Genomic DNA, 19,266 nt, shown 5'->3' with positions numbered 1-19,266 from the left:
CTTCAGAAACTCATCACACTCCGGTCACATATAAATATTATAGTAGATTCATATAAAGGATATTTCCTTTTTACATAAATTCTCTTTTTCATAATTCCTTTCTTTTAAGAGCGCCGCATCAGCGGCGCTCTTAAACATATAGCTGGCTTTGAGCGCTTCAGCAATTCCACTGGTATTTTTTCAAATCCACGCTGTTATTGTCTTTCACCGCAACGCCCTCCGCTTCCAGCAGGAAACGCTGCTCCGCCCATCCCGGCGCAAGCCGTCCTGCATGGTTCACCACCCTGTGGCAGGGGTAGCTCCCATAGTATTGCGCCATGCTCAGCACTTTGCCCACCAGCCTGGCATTTTTCTCCCTGCCGGTCAGCCTGGCGATCTGGCCGTATGTGGCCACCTTTCCTTCCGGTATCTCTTCCACTGCGGACAGAATTTCATAGATCAGGTCTTCCTGTAGGATTTTTGTTTTCAATTTTTGATCCTCTTTTTTTAGAGTACACTTTTTCTATTTGCATTAAAAATTGGTCATGTGTAACTTAAATGGCTACGACATAGTGCGTAGCCATTTGCAAAGGTATATTAAACATAATAGATTATAACCATTGTCCATTAAGCTTGGCTCCATCATAGATATGGGCTTGACAAACTAAATCGCTGCCCTTTTATTCAATGTAATCCTTGTCTACTGAAATTATCTTACAAATAATTCTTTGTAATGATCTCATTTCATTAATCATTTCCATACCTTTATATCTAAATTCCTTCATAGAATTTGTATTAGTATTAGACAAATAAATTGCTGTGACAATATCTCTAATAGAACTTCCCGCCATTTTATTCGCATCTAACAATATTTTTTGATAGTGTATTGTGTTTCTAAGTTTTTGAGCAAATCCTCGAGCACCTAAATCCTCAAGACAAAGTTTTTCGTACTCACAATAATGTCTTAAAATCTTAATGTCTTCTTTTGTGGAAAATTTTAATAAGCTTTCAAAATTATCAAAAGATTCATCATTCTTAATGGCTAAAATTTTTGTAGAAAAGCAAGACCACATATCATCCTTTTCAATAATATTATAATCAAATACTTTTATCATATATTTTTTTATGCATTCGCTAGCCCATCGGCGAATATTTGTGGCTATTTAGGATTTCTTCTATATCCAAGAGAATTAAACATATCAAGATTAAAGTGTGTTGTATTATAACTTTTTCAGTTAGCCGCAGTTGTTCGGAATTTGCGAACAACTGATTTCTCTTCTAACTCTTCCTCTTCAAAAATATGCTTGATATACTCACTGATATTATATTTGCTGGTTACGTAAAGTTTGCATAATTGTGCCTATAGAAGCCAACCGGTCACATCTTTGAGTGTAACATCTATTTTTGTTTGACCTTCTTCCGTTTGATATATGACAAATCCATTTCCAAAACTATTAGTATTGCCTTTTTAACTTCCACCTTTGAACCTTCCTTTTTATCATTCATTTCATCATTGGTGACTTTGTTCTTCGCAGCTGTCAAATCAAGCACGTCCATCTTCAATTCCGCGTCAATATGTTTATCCTAGTGGAGTTTAGGCAGTAAATATACCGTTTCAACTTGCTCACCATTGTCCAAACCTATGCTCAAATCTTTTTCGATAATCGGTAGCTTAAACCGAATTGATTTAAGCCACTGCCCCCATCATGGCTGTTGTCCCATTTATGCAAAGGTCATTGCACTTTTGCTTTAAATTTTGTTATTATTCTAATTCTTTTTCTATTTCTTCAATCGAAGGCAAACTGCTCTGGAACTCCTCTGGTAAAGACTGTGCGAGCTGATTCTGCCAATCTGCAACACCAATCGGGTTCTGATAACCAGATAAAGAGTATTCCACTACAGTTTTATTCTTACCCTTAACCAACAAAAGCCCAATTGTAGGTTTATCATCAGGATGGCACAAAATATCATTCACTATATTCTGATACATATTTAACTGACTGATAAATCCCGGCTCAAAATCACAGGCTTTCAATTCTATCACGATATAGCAACGTAATTTCAAATGATAAAACAAAAGATCTAAATAAAAATCCTGTCCTCCAACCTCTAAATGAACCTGCCTCCCAACAAATGCAAATCCCTGTCCTAATTCTAATAGAAAACTTTGAATATGTTCTGTTAGTTTCTGTTCTATTTCCACCTCACGTCTTGGCATATCGGTTCCCAAAAAGTCAAACAAATAAGGATCTTTAAATATTTGATTCGCCATATCAGAATCAAGCGGAAGCAGTGCCACAGGAAAATTGTTGACCGTTTTTCCAGTACGTTCCATTAATTTGCTTTGTATCTGTAACTCAAGTATCGTTTTACTCCAACCATTTTCTATTGTTTTACCAGCATACCATATACGTTCTTCCTGAGTTTTTAATTTATCCATCAAAGTAATATTTGTACGCCATGGTATTTGTGCAACGACCCGTTGCACAATTTCATAATCCGCCCAACACTGGGCAAATTTGCGCATATACTTAATATTACGTGGAGAAAAGCCGGACATTTCTGGAAAAGCAATTTTCAGATCCTTTGACATACGGTCAATAACCTTTGCACCCCATCCCTCTTCCTCTTGTTTTTTCAAAATAGCCCTGCCAACATTCCAGTAAAGGCAAATCATACTTGTATTGGCATTCATTACAACTGAAACTCTCTGCTTCTGGATTTCTTTCTTGATTTCTTCTATAAATTGCAAATAACTATCACTCATTTCGGAAAGATTTGGAGCAACTGGAAAAATCACTCCCTCTTTATCTTTTCCCCTGTGCTTTTGTTTATCCATAAACTCCCACCTTTATCTATTCTTTCATCATAGACGATCGTATTTAGTTTCTCTTCAAGTTGCTCACACTTTGTTAAATTTTTAAAAATATTGGCAGGATAAGACTCTGGAAAAAGTTCAACGTTTATCCGATTTAAGTTTGGAAAGCAAACACACCACTTCCACCCCCACCGTCATAGGAAACATATCCACCGGCTGCACCCTCTCCACCGCATACCCCTTCGCGGACAAATATTTCAGATCCCTGGCCAGCGTGGCAGAATCGCAGCTCACATAAACAATCCTCTCTGGCTCCATGTTTACCATAGTTTCCAGAAGAGATTCCTCGCACCCCTTCCTGGGAGGGTCCACCACGATCACATCCGCTTTTGCCTGGTTCTCCCGGACCATCCGGGGAAGCACCTCCTCCGCTCTGCCGGTAAAAAATTCCGCATTTTTAATCCCGTTGAGTTCCGCATTGTCCCGGGCGTTTTCCACAGCTGCGGGAACAATCTCCACCCCTCTTACAAAATCAGCCTTTTGAGCGAGAAAAAGAGAAATCGTCCCCGTTCCGCAGTACAGATCCCACACCTGTTCCAAGCCAGTAAGCTGCGCATATTCCAGAGCTGTTTCATACAGAATCCTCGTCTGGGCAGGATTCACCTGAAAAAACGACTGAGGAGAAATCCTGTAGCTGATTTCTCCGATTTTATCCGTAATATAACCCGGCCCATAGAGATTGATCTGCTCTTTTCCCAGAATCACATTGGTGCGCTCCATGTTCACATTGAGAGAAATACTGGTTACCCCGGGCACAACTTTTAAAGCTTCCGTCAGCTTTTCTGCCTGCGGAAACTTTTTCCCATTGATCACCAGACACACCATCACTTCTCCGGTGGCTGCGGCAGTGCGGATCAGCACATGGCGAAGCAGGCCCTTATGGCTTTCTTCCTGATAAGCAGCAATCTTGTTTTCTTTCAAAAATCCCTTTACAATCTCCATGATACGGCTGTTTTTTTCGTTTCCCAGCAGGCAGTCCTCCTGATCAATAATCGCATGGGTCCTGCCGGCATAGAAACCAGAAATCAGCCTGCCCTCCCGGTCATACCCCACAGGAATCTGCGCCTTATTGCGGTAGCGCCAGGGGGATTCCATCCCTATCACGGGAAGCACCACAACATCAGTCAGCCCGCCAATGCGTGAAAGATGGTTCTGAACCTTATTCCGCTTAAATTCCAGCTGTTTTTCATAGGACATCGCCTGGAGCTGGCATCCCCCGCACCTGCGGGACAGCGGACAGGGCGGCTCCACTCTGTCAGGAGACGGTTCTTTCAGTTCTGTCAGCCTGGCATAGCCGTAATTCTTTTTCAATTTCAGGATTTTTACTTCCGCCACATCACCGATAACCGTATCTTTCACGAATAAGGGAAAGCCTTCCAGCTTTCCCACTCCTTCGCCGTCATGGCTCATATCTTCAATTTTTACTGTAACAAGGTCATTTTTCTGCAATTCCATGAAACTCACTCCACTCCTGTCATGTTCTGGAAGTCCTGCGCACATTGCTGTCCATCAGCCTGTTAAAGCCCAGCCATTCCATGGTATCCGCGCCATCTAAAAGTTCCGTCATAATTTCCAGTTTTGCATCTGTATTATCCGCAAAATTCAATGCCAGCGCTTCGATAATCGCAGGCTTTTTGGGAGAACCGTACTCATATTCCCCGTGATGAGCCAGAATACAGTGCTTCAGTTCTGAAGCCAGCTTTGCGGGAAATCCCGGAATTTCCCGGATACGTTCTCCGATCCGTTCCACCCCAATCATGATATGACCCAGCAGCTGCCCGTCGTCCGTATAATCATTGGCCGGAAAATCCGACAGCTCCTCCAGTTTTCCGATATCGTGAAACATGGCTGCCGTTAACAGCAGATCCCGGTTCAGAAGCGGATACTGGGTGCAATAAAAATCACAGAGTTTGGTCACCGCCAGCGTATGCTGCAGCAGCCCTCCGATAAATCCATGATGCACGCTTTTAGCAGCAGAATGTTTCTTGAATGATTCCGCAAACTTCTTATCATCTATAAAAAAGCTGGAAACCAGCCGGCTCAGCTTTTCATTTTTTACCTTAGCAGCCAGCTGCAGCAGCTCCTGATACATTTCTTCAGGGTCCCGCTGGGAAGTGGGGAAGAAATCTCCGGGGTTATACTCGCCTTCTCCGGCCCTGCGCACCCTTTTTACATTGAGCTGCAGCGAACCCGCAAAAGAAGTCACCTCTGCCTCCACCTGAATAAAATCCATTGGGTCAAAATGGTCAATCCCAGGGCCCAAATCCCAGACCTTGGCGTCTATTGTTCCTGTTTTATCCTGCAGGATCAGAGAATAATAGCTCCGTCCGTTTTTCGTGGTTCCCGTCTGTTTCTGTTTGCAGAACCAGATTGCTGATATTCTCTCTCCCTCTCTTAAATCCTGAATATAACGCATATTCCTCCTATCTTGTCATTAACGTCACAGGGAACTGCAGCTCCCTGTTCTCATCCCTGCCGGAACGGACGGCTGTAATCACCACCTTGTCTCCCGGCGACAGTTCATTCAGCTCCCCTATGAGCTGTTTCATATTTTCAATCGGCGTATTGCCTATTGCAACAATCACATCCCCATTCTGCAGATTCCCCGCATAAGCAGGACTGTTTTCTTCCACAGTAGTGAGGTATACCCCCACAGGAATTCCCTGCTGCTCAGAAATTTCCTCTGTCACATCGCGGCCCACAATCCCCAGATAAGGAATTGGCTTCTGGTTGCACAGCGCCTGCAGGATGTACCGGATATCTGTAATTCCCACAGCTGCAGTCAGGTTTTCCATCCCGCTTTCCTTGTAGCTGTCGCACAGCCAGCCAATCAGCTCTCCGTTCAGGTTAATCAATATCCCCGAACTGCCTGCCACAGTCTGCATCCCTGTATAGATCATCGTCCAGCTGGAATCTGTCAATCGCTTGTTCTTCTTGATATAGCTTATATAGGTATAGCCTACAGATCGGCTGACCCCTAAAGGACTGCCCAGAGCGATCACCGGGGTCCCCGGCTGCACCGCGGAAGAACCCAGCGGAAGCTCTGTAAGCCGGGCGGAGATTTCCGGAGCCACTTCATTCAGCGAAACACTCAGTATGGCCATTCCGGTCAGCGTATCCTGGGCGGCCAGCACTGCCTCCACCTCTGTCCCGTCTGAAAAAACGGCGTCTAATGATACATAATTTTCCAAAATTTTTCTGCTGGCAAGCAGCAGTATTTCCTGATCAGTTTTATGTACAATAAATCCCACCGCATCCCGCTTATTTTCATAAGTCTGGTCAAACCAGTCTTTTCCCTGCATGGTCACCAGCAAATCCACAGAAGATTTCTCTACCTGGGTTACCAGTTTCTGCACAGCGGACTGGATCTGCAGCCCATCCTGGACCCCTAGAGTTTCCTGGGCCAGCCTGGATTCTATGATTTGGCTGATTTGGCTGTTCAGGTCCTCTTCCTCGGTAGACGTCTGTACTTCTGTTTCCGAAACCTGAGCTGAACTCTCTGCTTGTGTTGTCTCTGGTTCCACAGGGTCAGTCCACACAATTTCGGTAGAGGTTTCAGGCTCCATCCCTCCCCCCAGGTTCAAAAAGAAAGCAAACGCGCCTCCCGCAGCAGCTCCAAAAACAGCCGCAAGAAGCACGCCCACGCAGATCCGCCTGGCAATTTCCCTTCCGCTGGGAGGCCGTTTTACGATTTTTTCACGGATAAAAGGAGTGTCCTCCTGCTGTTTTTCCTGAAAATCCTTTTCCTCTGCCATACCATTCACCTCTGCCGGTCCTGCCGAAATGATATACACCAAACCTATTATAATGGAATTGCTGCCGAAAGGGAAGCTTTTTTTATCAAAATCCACAGATATCTACTAGGTCTGCACAAAAAATTGTGATATAATGTGCTCAGCAGCTATTTCCCAAAAAAATAACAGGAGTCTAATCATGAATATCCAAATCCTGCACCTGCTGGAGGGCGCCAGAGCCGCTTCAGGACTCACCGTAATTATAGATGTTTTCCGCGCTTTTTCGCTGGAATGCTATCTCTATGCACTTGGAGCTGAAACCATATTTCCCGTGGACACGCTGGAAAAAGCCTATCAATATCGTGAAAAATATCCCGGCAGTCTGCTGGCCGGTGAACGAAAGGGTAAAAAGTGCGCCGGTTTTGATTTTGGCAACTCTCCTTCTGCCATTATAAATTTTCCCATTCGCGGGAAAAAGGTAATCCATACCACCAGCGCAGGAACCCAAGGAATTGCCAATGCACATGGCGCTGAAGAAATTATTACAGGCAGCCTTGTCAATGCCTCGGCTGTCGCCCAGTATATCCGCGCAAAAAATCCTGAAACAGTATCCCTGGTCTGTATGGGGGTAGGCGGCAGGCGCAGGGCAAAAGAGGATTATCTCTGTGCGGAATATATCAAAAGCCTGCTGAAACAGCAGCCATTCAATATCAGCCGCGGGATTTCAAATCTCCGGTATGACGGGGGGACGCATTTTTTTGATCCGGACAGACAGGATGTATTTCCTAAAGAAGATTTCCACCTCTGCGTGAAATATGATCAATTCCCATTTGTGATCCGTATCAGAAAAAATGACGCAGGCGACACTTGTACAGAAAAAATAGATGTTTTATAGATTATAAACAGGAGAAGATATGAACGAAAAAGCATTACGGGTACTGGAGTACCATAAAATAACAGATCAACTAGCACAGCATGCAACCACCCCTATGGGACGGGAAGCCTGCCTTGCCCTTGTGCCCATGGATTCACTGGAATCTATTAAAAAAGCCCAAAAGGAGACGGAAGACGCGCTGAAACGTATCCTAAGCCGGGGTTCTGTTTCTTTTTCCGGTGTGAAAGATATCAGGGACACGCTGATGCGTCTTCATGTAGGCAGCTCCCTGGGAGCTCCGGAACTGCTGCGGATCAACGCGGTTCTTCGTGTAGCCGCCAGAGCCCGGTCCTTCGGCTGCCGCGATCTTCCGGAAGAAGAATATGACAGCCTGGATGAAAAATTCCAGTCCCTACAGACGATTTCCGCTCTGGGAAGAGAGATCGACCGGTGTATTATCTCCGAAGAAGATATCAGCGATGACGCCAGCCCGGCCCTCAGGTCCATCCGCCGGAGCATGGCGCTGGCAAATGAAAAAATCCACAGCCAGCTCAATTCCATGCTGAACTCCTCCCGCGCTTACCTGCAGGATGCTGTCATCACCATGCGAAACGGGCGCTACTGCGTGCCCGTCAAAAACGAATACCGCAGCCAGGTAGCCGGCATGATCCATGATCAGAGTTCCAGCGGCTCCACTGTCTTTGTGGAACCCATGGCTGTAGTCAAACTGAATAATGAACTGCGGGAGCTGGAAATCAAAGAGCAGAAAGAAATTGAGGTGATTCTGGCGGCTTTGAGCGAGCTGGCAGCCCAGCATGAGGAAGAACTGCAGGAGGACCTGAATATCCTGACTGAACTGGATTTTATTTTTGCAAAGGCATCGCTGGCGAAAGTGCAGAAAGCAAGCGCCCCCCTGTTTAATGACAGAGGTTATATTAATATCAAAAAAGGCCGGCATCCCTTGCTTCCGGGGGATAAAGTAGTCCCTATCGACATCCACCTGGGAAAAGAATTTGATCTCCTGATTGTCACCGGCCCTAATACAGGGGGTAAAACCGTTTCATTAAAAACAGTGGGGCTGTTTACCCTCATGGGGCAGGCAGGCCTTCATATCCCGGCTTTTGACGGCTCTGAACTGGCCCTGTTTACAGAAGTGTACGCAGACATCGGGGACGAACAAAGCATTGAACAGAGTCTCAGCACATTTTCTTCCCATATGACCAACATTGTTTCCATACTGGAGGAAGCGGACGACCGGTCGCTTGTGCTGTTTGATGAACTTGGGGCAGGAACCGATCCCACTGAAGGCGCGGCTCTCGCCATTTCTATCCTGTCCTTTCTGCACAATATGCAGGTGCGCGCAATGGCGACAACACACTACAGTGAGTTGAAAATCTTTGCTCTTTCCACGCCCGGCGTGGAAAATGCCTGCTGCGAATTCGATGTGGAGACCCTGCGGCCAACTTACCGGCTGCTCATCGGCATTCCAGGAAAGAGCAATGCCTTTGCCATTTCCAGAAAACTTGGGCTGCCGGAATATATTATTGAAGATGCGAAAAAGAGAATAGACGCAGAAGCGGAAAGTTTTGAAGATGTGATCAGCAACCTGGAAAAATCCCGTATCCGCATGGAACAGGAACAGGCGGAACTGGAGCGGCTGCGCAAAGAGACAGATTCCCTGAAATCCTCTCTGGCCGCCAGAGAAGAGCGGCTGGAATCTCAAAAAGCGAAGATTCTGGAAGAGGCCAATGAAAAAGCCCGCCAGGTGCTTCAGGATGCCAAAGATTTTGCGGACCAGACAATCAAAACGATCAACAAGCATACCTCCGACGGAGAAACCGGACGGATTCTGGAACAGGAGCGCACCCGCTTAAGGGAAAAACTTACCGGAGTGGAAAGCAAGCTTGTGCGCAAACCGCAGAAGCCCAAAAAAAAGGTCAGTCCCAAAGAATTAAAAATCGGGGACGCAGTTAAAGTGCTGTCCATGAATGTAAAGGGGACTGTCAGTTCTCTGCCGGATTCCAGAGGAGAGCTCTATGTCCAGATGGGTATTCTCCGCTCCAAGGTAAAACTGGACGACCTGGAACCGGTTCAGGAATCCACCATTTCCGGAGACGGAGTACAGCAGGCCGGACTGGCCTCTAAGTACGCCGGAAAATCTCTGGAGAAAGGCTCCGCCAGCCAGATGCGCATGAACAAATCTGCAAGTATTTCTCCGGAAGTAAATCTCATCGGCATGACTGTGGATGAAGCAATTCCGGAACTGGATAAATATCTGGACGACGCCTATCTGTCCCATCTGGAACAGGTGCGGGTGGTGCATGGCCGGGGGACCGGAGCGCTGCGTTCAGGCGTCCATAACCATCTGCGCAGACTGAAATATGTAAAATCTTTCCGCCTTGGCAACTACGGCGAGGGAGATACCGGCGTGACTATCGTAGAATTTAAGTAACAGGAGGACAGAAAAGCCATGGCAGAAAAACAGAAGATCCTGATTGTTGACGATGATGAGAACATCGCAGAACTAATATCCCTTTACCTGATGAAAGAATGCTTTTCCACACAGATTGTACATGACGGGGAAGCTGCCCTGGCTGCCATTCCGGACTTCCGCCCGGAGCTGATCCTTCTGGATCTGATGCTCCCGGGCATCGACGGATACCAGGTATGCCGGGAAGTTCGCCGCACTTCGTCCGTTCCTATCATCATGCTTTCAGCAAAAGGAGAAATCTTTGATAAGGTGCTGGGACTGGAACTGGGGGCCGATGATTATATGATCAAACCCTTCGATTCCAAGGAACTTGTGGCCCGGGTGAAAGCAGTGCTGCGCAGGACAGTCCCCGCAGCTCCCGCCATTGAAGAGACAGGCCAGTTTGTTGAATATCCGGACCTGACAGTTAATCTTACAAATTACTCCGTGGTTTATTGCGGCCACTCTGTGGAAATGCCTCCAAAAGAACTGGAGCTTCTGTATTTCCTGGCGTCCTCCCCGAATCAGGTGTTTACAAGAGAACAGCTTTTGGATCACATCTGGGGTTATGAATATATCGGAGATACCAGAACAGTGGACGTACATATTAAGAGGCTCAGGGAGAAAATCAAAGACCATGACCGCTGGTCCATCTCCACAGTCTGGGGAATCGGATACAAATTTGAGGTAAAGAAATGAAAAAAACCAAAACACTGTATTCCAAATTTATTCTGGGATATCTGCTGTTCGGTCTGCTGGGCTTTGCGGCCGTAGCCACCATCGGTTCTTTTCTCTGTAACCGCTATGTATTGAACCGTCAGAGGGAACTCATGTATCAGGAGGCAAATGCCATCGCTTCCAGCTACCGTTCCAGCTACAGCGGCTCTGAAACAAATTTTACTTCTGGCGTGAGCCTGCAGCTCAATGCTGTCGACCGCTGTATGAATGCAGAAATCTGGATTATGGACAACAAGGGCCGGATTTTGTTTTCCACCAGGGACAGGGACGTTCCTGAAGAAACGGATTTTGATCCCATTGACAGCGGCAGCAGATATTATGTAATCGGTGATTTTTACGGCATGTTTGAGGCCCCACAGCTCAGCGTCTACTGCCAGATGATAGGGCAGTACCATACCAACGCCTATGTGCTTCTCCATTACCCGGTTTCTGAGCTCAAAGCCGCCCAGGACGGAGCAATGAACATTGTCTATCTGATCTCATTGATTATATTTGCCCTGTCCTTTGTTATATTGATTTTACTGCATTTTGTTATTTACAATCCTTTGCGGAAAATCAACAAAGCTGCCAACGAATACGCTGCCGGAAATCTCACCTACGATCCGGGAGTACACACCCACGACGAAATGGGATATCTTTCCGCAACTCTGAAATATATGGCCAGCGAGCTGAACAATACCGGAGAAAGCCAAAGAAAATTTGTGGCAAATGTTTCTCACGATTTCCGTTCCCCGCTGACCTCCATCAAAGGTTATATCGAAGCCATCCAGGACGGCACAATTCCTCCACAGTTGCAGGACAAATACCTGAATATTGTTCTGGATGAAACCAACCGTCTTACTAAGCTGACGCAGAATCTTCTGACCCTGAATACCTTTGACAGCAAAGGCGCTTTCCTGGAATACAGCAATTTTGATATAAACCACGTTGTGAAAAAAACCATCGCGGCTTTTGAAGGGCTATGCGGCAAAAAGGGAATTACATTTGACCTGACCACCTCCTCCAGAGAACTCATCGTCACCGCGGACATAGGCAAAATACAGCAGGTACTTTATAATCTGATTGATAACGCAATAAAATTCAGCCGTCAGGATTCTTCCATAGCCATTTCCACCACAGACCGTTACGGGAAAGTATTTGTCTCCGTCAAGGATTCCGGCGCCGGTATCCCCAGAGAAAGCCAGGGGAAGATCTTTGACCGGTTCTATAAAACAGATCCCTCCCGGGGCAAGGATAAAAAGGGCACAGGGCTGGGTCTTTCCATCACAAAAGAAATTATTCTGGCCCACAATCAGACCATTGACGTAATCAGCACCGAAGGGGTGGGCAGCGAATTTATTTTTACTCTTCAGATGGCAAATGCCGGGCGTGAAAAAGGCGGGAATCCCAAATAGGACTCCCGCTTCTCTTTCTTCACGCCTAACGCTTCCCAATGTCCACTTCCTTCCAGACATTCTGACCAGCGCCATTTCCTGCCTGCTTCTTATCCCAAAACAGCGCCTGATTGCCGTCCCTCAATATCAGATACCTTTCATCTCCAAAACAACATTCCGCATCTCTTCTTTCCACAGGAATCTCATTGATCCTTTTTCCATCCTGGGTATAAATGAAGATCTTTCTCTGCCCGCTTTCCAATCCGGTTCCCCGGTTGTCGATATACAAATATTTGCCGTCCCAGGAAATTCTGGAATCATTCCCAAATTCTTCGTTTTCATCCAGCAATTTAAAATACTGAAGCGGATCTGCATCTTCACTGATATTGACTCTGGTTAAAACTCTCTTTCCAGCCTCAATCAAAACTCCGCCGTCGCCAGACAATTCCCTGTCCGTCTCTGTCACTTCCAAAACCTGATACAGCTCTTCTCCCGCCAGACAGTAGGAGGCGTCAAAGGTTGAACTGAGCTCTCTCACCCGCTGTTTTCCGACTTTTGTATAGTCCTGCAGGAAAAAGCGGCTGTTTTTCTGTCTCAGATCATAGGAGTCCACAATCAAATGGTCCCCGGACGCCTGCATCCCCGCGGGGCCCATGCTCACCACAAAACCGGCGCTGCTGTCCCTGATACATTCAGCTTTTTTCTTACCGTCAGCCCGTATCCGGTAAACAGCGGACAGATAAGGCTCTGCCGTCTCATCATAAGTTTCCGCGTACAAATATCCGCGGTGATAGAAAGCCTCCGCTCTGGATTTATCTGCATCTTTCATCTGGCAGATTTCACCCATCCGCTTCCACTCTGTATCATTCAGGCCTCGGGAATAAAAATACAGCGTATTTTCTTCAAATCCCAGGATATATAACTGTTCGGAATCTGCGGAGAGCGTTCCTGCCAGTTTCCCTTCCGCGTCAAATGCAGCCGCCGGTTCCAAACTGTCTCCGTCAAATCGATATCCCTGTCCGCCCGCGATCATATAATAATCGCCATTTACAGAACAGAGGCCGCTGCCCGGGCTGAAATACCCCTGCCATTCCGGCCCATCGGCCTCATGGCTGATCAGAGATATTACCAGATAAACAATCCCCACCACCGATGCAACCAAAACTACCAGAATCAGGATAAAATACCATAATGTCTTATTATTTTTCGTAATAGGCTGCTTATAAAAATACTCAATTCCCGGCTTATAAAACATACTTCCACCTCCCCATGGATACTACTTCACAAACATCAGTCCAAAGGCCACTGCCAAAAGCCCGCATACAAACAACACGGACGGCAGGCCAAACGCTATGGACAGCAGACCTCCCGCAACCGCTCCCATCACAAAGCACAGAAGTATTCCAAAGTACTGGATGCTGCGGGTAAGAAGCCCCCGGTCCTTCTTCTGTACTCCCTGGTACAGCAGTTCTGTAGCGCTGCGCAGATTGCTGGTACAGAGTGTGGTTACAAATGCATTTCCGTTAATCTTCCGGAAACTTTCTATCTGCAGGGCGCATACAAAAGAAATCATGGCATTGGCCGCCATATTCCAATTTCCCTGCGGGATCCATGCGGCCACAGCCAGAATACAAATTTCCAGAACTACCACCAGCTGCCGCCAATGGATAGACTGGCTCATCTTATAACGCTTTCTGATCATTTCAGCCACAAGAATACCTGCAAAAAAAGCAGCCAGCGGAACCAGATAAAAAAAGACTCCCGCCCATTCCCCCCTCGCAGCCTGGATACCCATCAGGACGATATTGCCGGTCTGGGCATTGGCAAAGGCATAGCCCCGGCACAGAAATGTATACGCGTCCAAAAAGCCGCCTGCCAGCGCCAGCAACACGCCGATCCTGTAAGTATCAGACATCTGCCAATTCTGATCTCTTGTTTTCTTCATTATACGCACCTCCTCCACATGTTTTCCTACTGTTTTATTATATTAAATGTATCACAATCCGCTGCAATCTGCAAGGAAAAGCAGCAATTATCCCAAAAAAATTATATATATTTGAGGCTGTAACCAAATGTCGAAATACGTCGAATAGTGTTTTGAAACCGTTATTGAAATTTTTACGCATATCTATTAAACTATAATCAGTTTAACATCATAAGCCGGGTGTTAAACTGAGAGAACGTGCTCTCCGTGCTGTAGTAAATATTATTATATTTATACATCAGTGCGTTCCTCCCCAACTCATCAATATAAGTTTCTGAACGCGAAAAGCATGCCTGACGGCATGCTTTTTGCTTATAATTTTTATTCAATTCGCCGTTATCCCGGCGCGAACCGGAATACAATGGACCCGCCCTGTTCTCCGCCCGGCTCCACAATCTGCAGATTGGACAACTCTTTAAATCCTCTGTTGTACATATTCGCCGCATCCGTGGAACATGTCTGGTTTTCAAGACAGAAAAATTCCTGTTCAGGAGTGAATACCACCAGGTGCGTGAACACGGGATCTGCCGTCAGTTCCAGGCAAAAATCCTCGTACTCAGCCACGGCGCAGGGCTGCCCTGTTATTCCAGTATATACATGGTCCAGATCCCTCTCATTAACCGGCACGGAAGTTCTCAGATCGAATTCTGTCCCTTCCACCGGAATCAGCCCTCCGGTAGGCAATTTATCTTCCCCGGCATCCATCACGGAATCTGCCATAACCCTCATCTCTACATCCTGCCCCAGCTTCTCAAAAAAAGGATGCAAGGCAAAACCGTATGGAAGAGGCAGGTCATCTCTGTTTTTCACCCTGTAAGAGTATGTAAACTGCTCCGCTTCCACCCGAATGGTAATTTGCAGTTCGCTCTTATATGGAAACTGTCTGTACAGAATGCTGCCTGGTTCAAACACCACTCTTCCTGTAAGGACTGCTCCTACATCATCCGCCTCCATTGATACCACCTCAAAGGGATGTTTCTTCACCAGCCCGTGCATTTCTGTTTCATGCACCATTTCATTGAAAGTGAATCTGTCATCCCTGGTGCGGTTGGGAGTAGGATAGAGAATAGGGATCCCATAGGTTCTCCCCTCCTCATATCTGTCCCTGCGGAATTTTACAACTTCTCTCCCATTGTAAACAACACTGAAAATATTCAGGCCGTCCGCCGGGTCCACTCTGAGCTGCAGGCTTCCGCAGCTCAGAGCGCAGCAGGCGCGCCCCTCATATACCGTATTTTGTACCTCGCCCCTCATCCTGACTTCCTCTTTTTAAGCTTCTTTCGCGGTCAGGTATTCATTGATCGCAGCTTCCAGGTCATCTGCATTGATGCCATGCACATAGGCTGCCTCAGCCAGTGATTCGCCCTGGGCTGAAGGACAGCCCAGGCAGTGCATGCCTGCTCCCATCAAAATCGGCGCGATTCCCTCATCCAGACGGATCAGTTCTCCGATCAGCATATCTTTTGATACCTTCTTAGCCATTCTATTTCCTCCTTGCATTGTACATTGTTCTTTGTTTTTTCGGCAGTGCTGAAAAAACAGCGCTACAGGGATAGTATAATACGAAATACGGTTTTTTACAAGGCGGTATTTTTGTATACTGTATTCAAAAAAATACAAAATCATCTTTTCTGGGGCTTGACGTTGTTGTCCTGTTTCTCTTATAATGATATTGTACAAAGAGACAGACATTTATTTAGGAGGAGTAAACGATAATGAGAGAAGAATGGACTGGTTTCTCCCATGGCGTATGGGAAAAGGAAATCAATGTAAGAGACTTCATCCAGAAAAACTACACTCCCTATGACGGAGATGATTCTTTCCTGGCGGGACCCACTCAGACGACAAAGGATCTGTGGGCACAGGTAATGGATCTCACCAAGCAGGAGCGTGAGGCCGGCGGTGTTCTGGATATGGACACTAAAATTATTTCAACAATTACTTCTCATGGCCCCGGATATCTGGACAAAGATAAGGAGACTATTGTAGGTTTCCAGACTGATAAACCATTCAAGCGTTCCCTGCAGCCTTACGGCGGCATCCGCATGGCTGTAAAGGCCTGCCAGGACAATGGCTATGAAGTTGATCCCGAAATTGTAGAATTTTTTTCCACACATAGAAAGACTCATAATGCAGGTGTATTTGATGCTTATACCCCTGAGATGCGCGCCTGCCGTTCCAGCCATGTTATCACAGGTCTTCCGGATGCTTACGGCCGCGGCCGTATCATCGGCGACTACCGCCGTATTGCGCTGTACGGTGTTGACAGACTGATTGAGGACAAGCAGCAGCAGAAGGATTCCACCCGTACGATCATGTACTCCGATGTTATCCGCGAGCGCGAGGAGCTGTCCGAGCAGATCCGCGCCCTGCAGGATCTGAAGAAACTGGGCGAAATCTATGGCATGGATATTTCCAAACCTGCCACTGACGTTAAGGAAGCAATACAGTGGCTGTACTTCGGCTACCTGGCTGCTGTTAAGGAGCAGAACGGCGCCGCCATGTCCCTGGGCCGTACCTCTACCTTTGTTGATATTTATGCAGAAAGAGACCTGAAGAACGGCACATATACTGAGGATGAGATTCAGGAAATCGTGGACCATTTCATCATGAAACTGCGCCTGGTGAAATTTGCCCGCACCCCTGAATACAACGCGCTGTTCTCCGGAGACCCCCAGTGGGTAACTGAGTCCATCGCAGGCGTTGGTATTGACGGACGTCACATGGTTACCAAGATGTCCTACCGTTACCTGCACACCCTGCAGAACCTGGGCACCGCCCCTGAACCGAACCTGACTGTTCTGTGGTCCACAAGACTGCCCGAGAACTTCAAGAAGTTCTGTGCAAAGACTTCTATCGAGTCCTCTTCCATCCAGTATGAGAATGACGATCTGATGAGAGTAACACACGGCGACGACTATGCTATCGCCTGCTGCGTATCTTCCATGAGACTGGGTAAGGAAATGCAGTTCTTCGGAGCACGCGCAAACCTGGCTAAGTGCCTGCTGTACGCCATCAACGGCGGTATTGATGAAATCTCCAAGAAGCAGGTTGGTCCTAAGTACCGTCCTATCACCTCCGAATATCTGGATTATGACGAAGTGATGGACAAGTATAAGGATATGATGAAGTGGCTGGCCCGTGTTTATGTAAACACCCTGAACATCATTCATTATATGCATGATAAATACTGCTATGAGAAGATTCAGATGGCGCTGCATGACAAGAAAGTAACCCGTTGGTTCGCTACCGGCGTTGCAGGCCTGTCTGTAGTAGCCGATTCCCTTTCCGCGATCAAGTACGCAAAGGTTAAGACTGTCCGCGATGAGAACGGCATTGTTGTAGATTATGAAGTAGAGGGAGATTTCCCCAAATACGGCAATGACGACGACCGTGTGGATGATATCGCTTCCGATCTGGTGAAGACCTTTATGAGCTATGTAAAGGGCAACCACACCTACCGCGGCGGAATCCCCACAACTTCCATCCTGACGATTACCTCCAACGTTGTGTACGGTAAAAATACGGGCTCCACTCCGGACGGACGTAAGGCAGGCGAGCCTTTCGCACCTGGCGCTAACCCGATGCACCGCAGAGATACCCATGGCGCGGTTGCCAGCCTGGCTTCTGTTTCCAAGCTGCCTTTCAGCGCCGCTCAGGACGGTATCTCCAATACCTTCTCCATCATCCCCGGTGCTCTGGGCAAAGATGCTCAGGTATTTGCAGGCGACCTGGATGTAGATCTGGTGGAACATGAATAAGAATCCCGCGAGCGGGATTCTCCGCCTGCGGCGTGTCGCTTTAGCGATGTGATTCCTCACGCCTCAGTGCGATCCCCCGGAGGGTTTTGTTACACAGGGAACGCAGTTTCTTGTGTAAAAACAAATAATCAATTTATCAGATTGGATGTGAAGCCCATGGCAGATTCCAAAAAAATAGACGATATCGTTGCCATGATTGACAATTTCATGGCAAACGGCGGCGGCCACATGAATGTAGATGTGGAAAATAACACGGAGAACCTGGACAAACAGGTCTCCACAACAAACAGCAGCGATTGCTCCGGCAGGGAAACGGCATGTATGGTGCCGACCCTGCACCAGGGGCTGGACAGAGACGAATAAAAGAGGAGGAGTTCACAATGGCAGTAAATGAACAGCAGATTGATAATCTGGTAAACATGCTGGACGGCTATATTGAAAAAGGCGGCCATCATCTGAACGTAAATGTATTTACAAAAGAAACTTTGCTGGATGCTCAGGCTCATCCTGAGAAATACCCTCAGCTCACCGTGCGTGTTTCCGGATACGCAGTAAACTTTATCAAGCTGACAAAAGAACAGCAGGACGAGGTTATTTCCCGTACATTCCACGATAATATGTAATTTTATGAATTTTTGGGGGCTGCATCACTGCAGCCCTCTTTAATTCCTATCAAGGAGGTCTTCTGATGAAAGGAAGAATTCATTCTACAGAAAGTTTTGGAACAGTGGACGGGCCCGGCATCCGCTTTGTCGTCTTTACGCAGGGCTGCCCAATGCGCTGCCAATACTGCCACAACCCGGATACCTGGGACCCGGTGGGCGGAAGCAGAGAAATATCAGTGGAAGAGCTTCTGGAAGAATACGACCACAACAAAAGCTTTTATAAAGATGGGGGAATTACCGTTACCGGCGGAGAACCTCTTCTTCAGATTGATTTTGTTACAGAATTATTTGAGGCGGCAAAACAGAAAGGCATCCATACCTGTCTGGATACCTCCGGCATTACATTTCAGCCAGGAAATCCTTCTGTTATGAAAAAAATGGACAGGCTGATGGAATGTACCGATCTGGTCATGCTGGATATCAAACACATTGATCCTGAAGAACATCTCAAGCTCACCAGTCGGAAAAACGATAATATTCTGTCTTTTGCCAGATACGTGGATGAAAAGGCTGTCCCTCTCTGGATCAGGCATGTGGTAGTTCCAGGGATAACAGATCAGGTTTCTCATCTGAAACGCCTTGGCGAATACATCGCAGAACTGCGCCATGTAAAAGCCCTGGATGTCCTCCCATATCATACCATGGGCATATCCAAATATAAGGAACTGGGTATGGAGTACCCCCTTGAAGGCGTCCCTGCATTAGACAAGAAAGACGCAGTAAAAGCAAAAGAAATTATCCTTGAAGCTTTTCGGGCTAAAAGAAGAACTGTATCCTGAATAGTACAATGCGGATACTTGCATTTTTTGC

19 protein-coding genes are annotated in these 19,266 nt (G+C 46.8%); 8 read left to right on the top strand and 11 right to left on the bottom strand.

Annotated features, from left to right (window positions below; translation table 11 throughout):
• Positions 1-157: 157 nt before the first annotated feature.
• The 7 genes from EV209_RS10965 to EV209_RS10930 all read right to left on the bottom strand — a co-directional run bounded on the left by EV209_RS10965 (position 158) and on the right by EV209_RS10930 (position 6,612).
• A complete protein-coding gene (locus tag EV209_RS10965; protein ID WP_207220604.1) occupies positions 158-469 on the bottom strand; it encodes an MGMT family protein in 312 nt (103 codons plus the stop codon).
• A gap of 190 nt (positions 470-659) precedes the next feature.
• Positions 660-1,094: a hypothetical protein gene (locus EV209_RS10960; protein ID WP_130435506.1), complete on the bottom strand. Its 435-nt coding sequence runs from the start codon at positions 1,092-1,094 to the stop codon at positions 660-662.
• Positions 1,095-1,377: 283 nt separating this feature from the next.
• Positions 1,378-1,542, bottom strand: a complete 165-nt coding sequence (locus EV209_RS16370; protein ID WP_165388904.1) for a hypothetical protein — start codon at positions 1,540-1,542, stop codon at positions 1,378-1,380.
• Between the two features lie 199 nt (positions 1,543-1,741).
• Positions 1,742-2,818, bottom strand: coding sequence for a PDDEXK nuclease domain-containing protein (locus EV209_RS10945; RefSeq protein ID WP_130435505.1), 1,077 nt, complete (start codon positions 2,816-2,818; stop codon positions 1,742-1,744).
• Between the two features lie 117 nt (positions 2,819-2,935).
• A complete protein-coding gene (gene rlmD, locus EV209_RS10940; protein ID WP_130435504.1) occupies positions 2,936-4,312 on the bottom strand; it encodes a 23S rRNA (uracil(1939)-C(5))-methyltransferase RlmD in 1,377 nt (458 codons plus the stop codon).
• A gap of 19 nt (positions 4,313-4,331) precedes the next feature.
• Positions 4,332-5,273, bottom strand: a complete 942-nt coding sequence (locus EV209_RS10935) for a 3'-5' exoribonuclease YhaM family protein (protein ID WP_130435503.1) — start codon at positions 5,271-5,273, stop codon at positions 4,332-4,334.
• Positions 5,274-5,280: 7 nt separating this feature from the next.
• On the bottom strand, positions 5,281-6,612 hold the full coding sequence (locus EV209_RS10930) for a S1C family serine protease (RefSeq protein ID WP_130435502.1): 1,332 nt from the start codon (positions 6,610-6,612) through the stop codon (positions 5,281-5,283).
• 178 nt (positions 6,613-6,790) lie between these two features.
• Between EV209_RS10930 and EV209_RS10925 the strand changes: the two genes are divergently transcribed.
• From EV209_RS10925 to EV209_RS10910, 4 genes are read left to right on the top strand one after another with little or no spacing between them, the layout of a single operon-like run.
• Complete coding sequence (locus tag EV209_RS10925; protein ID WP_130435501.1) at positions 6,791-7,486, top strand: 2-phosphosulfolactate phosphatase; 696 nt, start codon at positions 6,791-6,793, stop codon at positions 7,484-7,486.
• Positions 7,487-7,505: 19 nt separating this feature from the next.
• Positions 7,506-9,917 carry an endonuclease MutS2 gene (locus EV209_RS10920; RefSeq protein ID WP_130435500.1) on the top strand — a complete coding sequence of 804 codons (2,412 nt, stop codon included), beginning with the start codon at positions 7,506-7,508 and terminating at the stop codon, positions 9,915-9,917.
• An 18-nt stretch (positions 9,918-9,935) separates the two neighbouring features.
• Positions 9,936-10,634: a response regulator gene (locus tag EV209_RS10915; RefSeq protein ID WP_130435499.1), complete on the top strand. Its 699-nt coding sequence runs from the start codon at positions 9,936-9,938 to the stop codon at positions 10,632-10,634.
• Entirely contained in the window at positions 10,631-12,067 is a 1,437-nt protein-coding gene (locus tag EV209_RS10910) for a HAMP domain-containing sensor histidine kinase (protein WP_130435498.1), read from the top strand. Before EV209_RS10915 ends, EV209_RS10910 begins: the two co-directional genes overlap by 4 nt.
• A 25-nt stretch (positions 12,068-12,092) precedes the next feature.
• Here the strand turns inward: EV209_RS10910 and EV209_RS10905 are convergent, their stop codons facing one another.
• The 4 genes from EV209_RS10905 to EV209_RS10890 all read right to left on the bottom strand — a co-directional run bounded on the left by EV209_RS10905 (position 12,093) and on the right by EV209_RS10890 (position 15,512).
• On the bottom strand, positions 12,093-13,301 hold the full coding sequence (locus EV209_RS10905; RefSeq protein WP_130435497.1) for a hypothetical protein: 1,209 nt from the start codon (positions 13,299-13,301) through the stop codon (positions 12,093-12,095).
• 21 nt (positions 13,302-13,322) lie between these two features.
• Positions 13,323-13,991 carry a YoaK family protein gene (locus EV209_RS10900; protein ID WP_130435496.1) on the bottom strand — a complete coding sequence of 223 codons (669 nt, stop codon included), beginning with the start codon at positions 13,989-13,991 and terminating at the stop codon, positions 13,323-13,325.
• 375 nt (positions 13,992-14,366) lie between these two features.
• Complete coding sequence (locus EV209_RS10895; protein WP_130435495.1) at positions 14,367-15,284, bottom strand: aldose 1-epimerase; 918 nt, start codon at positions 15,282-15,284, stop codon at positions 14,367-14,369.
• Positions 15,285-15,299: 15 nt separating this feature from the next.
• Complete coding sequence (locus EV209_RS10890) at positions 15,300-15,512, bottom strand: DUF1858 domain-containing protein (RefSeq protein ID WP_130435494.1); 213 nt, start codon at positions 15,510-15,512, stop codon at positions 15,300-15,302.
• A gap of 233 nt (positions 15,513-15,745) precedes the next feature.
• Here EV209_RS10890 and pflB point away from each other — a divergent pair, with 233 nt between their 5' ends.
• The 4 genes from pflB to pflA all read left to right on the top strand — a co-directional run bounded on the left by pflB (position 15,746) and on the right by pflA (position 19,235).
• Positions 15,746-17,791 carry a formate C-acetyltransferase gene (gene pflB, locus EV209_RS10885; protein ID WP_130435493.1) on the top strand — a complete coding sequence of 682 codons (2,046 nt, stop codon included), beginning with the start codon at positions 15,746-15,748 and terminating at the stop codon, positions 17,789-17,791.
• A 156-nt stretch (positions 17,792-17,947) separates the two neighbouring features.
• Positions 17,948-18,154, top strand: a complete 207-nt coding sequence (locus EV209_RS10880) for a hypothetical protein (protein ID WP_130435492.1) — start codon at positions 17,948-17,950, stop codon at positions 18,152-18,154.
• Between the two features lie 17 nt (positions 18,155-18,171).
• Positions 18,172-18,414 carry an autonomous glycyl radical cofactor GrcA3 gene (gene grcA3, locus EV209_RS10875; RefSeq protein ID WP_130435491.1) on the top strand — a complete coding sequence of 81 codons (243 nt, stop codon included), beginning with the start codon at positions 18,172-18,174 and terminating at the stop codon, positions 18,412-18,414.
• Positions 18,415-18,479: 65 nt separating this feature from the next.
• Positions 18,480-19,235, top strand: coding sequence for a pyruvate formate-lyase-activating protein (gene pflA, locus EV209_RS10870; RefSeq protein ID WP_130435490.1), 756 nt, complete (start codon positions 18,480-18,482; stop codon positions 19,233-19,235).
• Positions 19,236-19,266: the final 31 nt, after the last annotated feature.

Source organism: Cuneatibacter caecimuris (assembly GCF_004216775.1).
In the GTDB taxonomy this organism is placed as follows: Bacteria; Bacillota; Clostridia; order Lachnospirales; family Lachnospiraceae; genus Cuneatibacter; species Cuneatibacter caecimuris.
Note: the sequence above shows the minus strand (reverse complement) of the source record. Positions and strands in the feature narration are given on the sequence as shown.

Excerpts from the sequence above, each read along its gene's own strand:
- EV209_RS10960 (WP_130435506.1), bottom strand. The coding sequence starts at position 1,094 with ATGATAAAAGTATTTGATTATAATATTATTGAAAAGGATGATATGTGG.
- EV209_RS10945 (WP_130435505.1), bottom strand. The coding sequence starts at position 2,818 with ATGGATAAACAAAAGCACAGGGGAAAAGATAAAGAGGGAGTGATTTTT.
- rlmD (WP_130435504.1), bottom strand. The coding sequence starts at position 4,312 with ATGGAATTGCAGAAAAATGACCTTGTTACAGTAAAAATTGAAGATATG.
- EV209_RS10935 (WP_130435503.1), bottom strand. The coding sequence starts at position 5,273 with ATGCGTTATATTCAGGATTTAAGAGAGGGAGAGAGAATATCAGCAATC.
- EV209_RS10930 (WP_130435502.1), bottom strand. The coding sequence starts at position 6,612 with ATGGCAGAGGAAAAGGATTTTCAGGAAAAACAGCAGGAGGACACTCCT.
- EV209_RS10925 (WP_130435501.1), top strand. The coding sequence starts at position 6,791 with ATGAATATCCAAATCCTGCACCTGCTGGAGGGCGCCAGAGCCGCTTCA.
- EV209_RS10920 (WP_130435500.1), top strand. The coding sequence starts at position 7,506 with ATGAACGAAAAAGCATTACGGGTACTGGAGTACCATAAAATAACAGAT.
- EV209_RS10915 (WP_130435499.1), top strand. The coding sequence starts at position 9,936 with ATGGCAGAAAAACAGAAGATCCTGATTGTTGACGATGATGAGAACATC.
- EV209_RS10910 (WP_130435498.1), top strand. The coding sequence starts at position 10,631 with ATGAAAAAAACCAAAACACTGTATTCCAAATTTATTCTGGGATATCTG.
- EV209_RS10905 (WP_130435497.1), bottom strand. The coding sequence starts at position 13,301 with ATGTTTTATAAGCCGGGAATTGAGTATTTTTATAAGCAGCCTATTACG.
- EV209_RS10900 (WP_130435496.1), bottom strand. The coding sequence starts at position 13,991 with ATGAAGAAAACAAGAGATCAGAATTGGCAGATGTCTGATACTTACAGG.
- EV209_RS10895 (WP_130435495.1), bottom strand. The coding sequence starts at position 15,284 with ATGAGGGGCGAGGTACAAAATACGGTATATGAGGGGCGCGCCTGCTGC.
- EV209_RS10890 (WP_130435494.1), bottom strand. The coding sequence starts at position 15,512 with ATGGCTAAGAAGGTATCAAAAGATATGCTGATCGGAGAACTGATCCGT.
- pflB (WP_130435493.1), top strand. The coding sequence starts at position 15,746 with ATGAGAGAAGAATGGACTGGTTTCTCCCATGGCGTATGGGAAAAGGAA.
- EV209_RS10880 (WP_130435492.1), top strand. The coding sequence starts at position 17,948 with ATGGCAGATTCCAAAAAAATAGACGATATCGTTGCCATGATTGACAAT.
- grcA3 (WP_130435491.1), top strand. The coding sequence starts at position 18,172 with ATGGCAGTAAATGAACAGCAGATTGATAATCTGGTAAACATGCTGGAC.
- pflA (WP_130435490.1), top strand. The coding sequence starts at position 18,480 with ATGAAAGGAAGAATTCATTCTACAGAAAGTTTTGGAACAGTGGACGGG.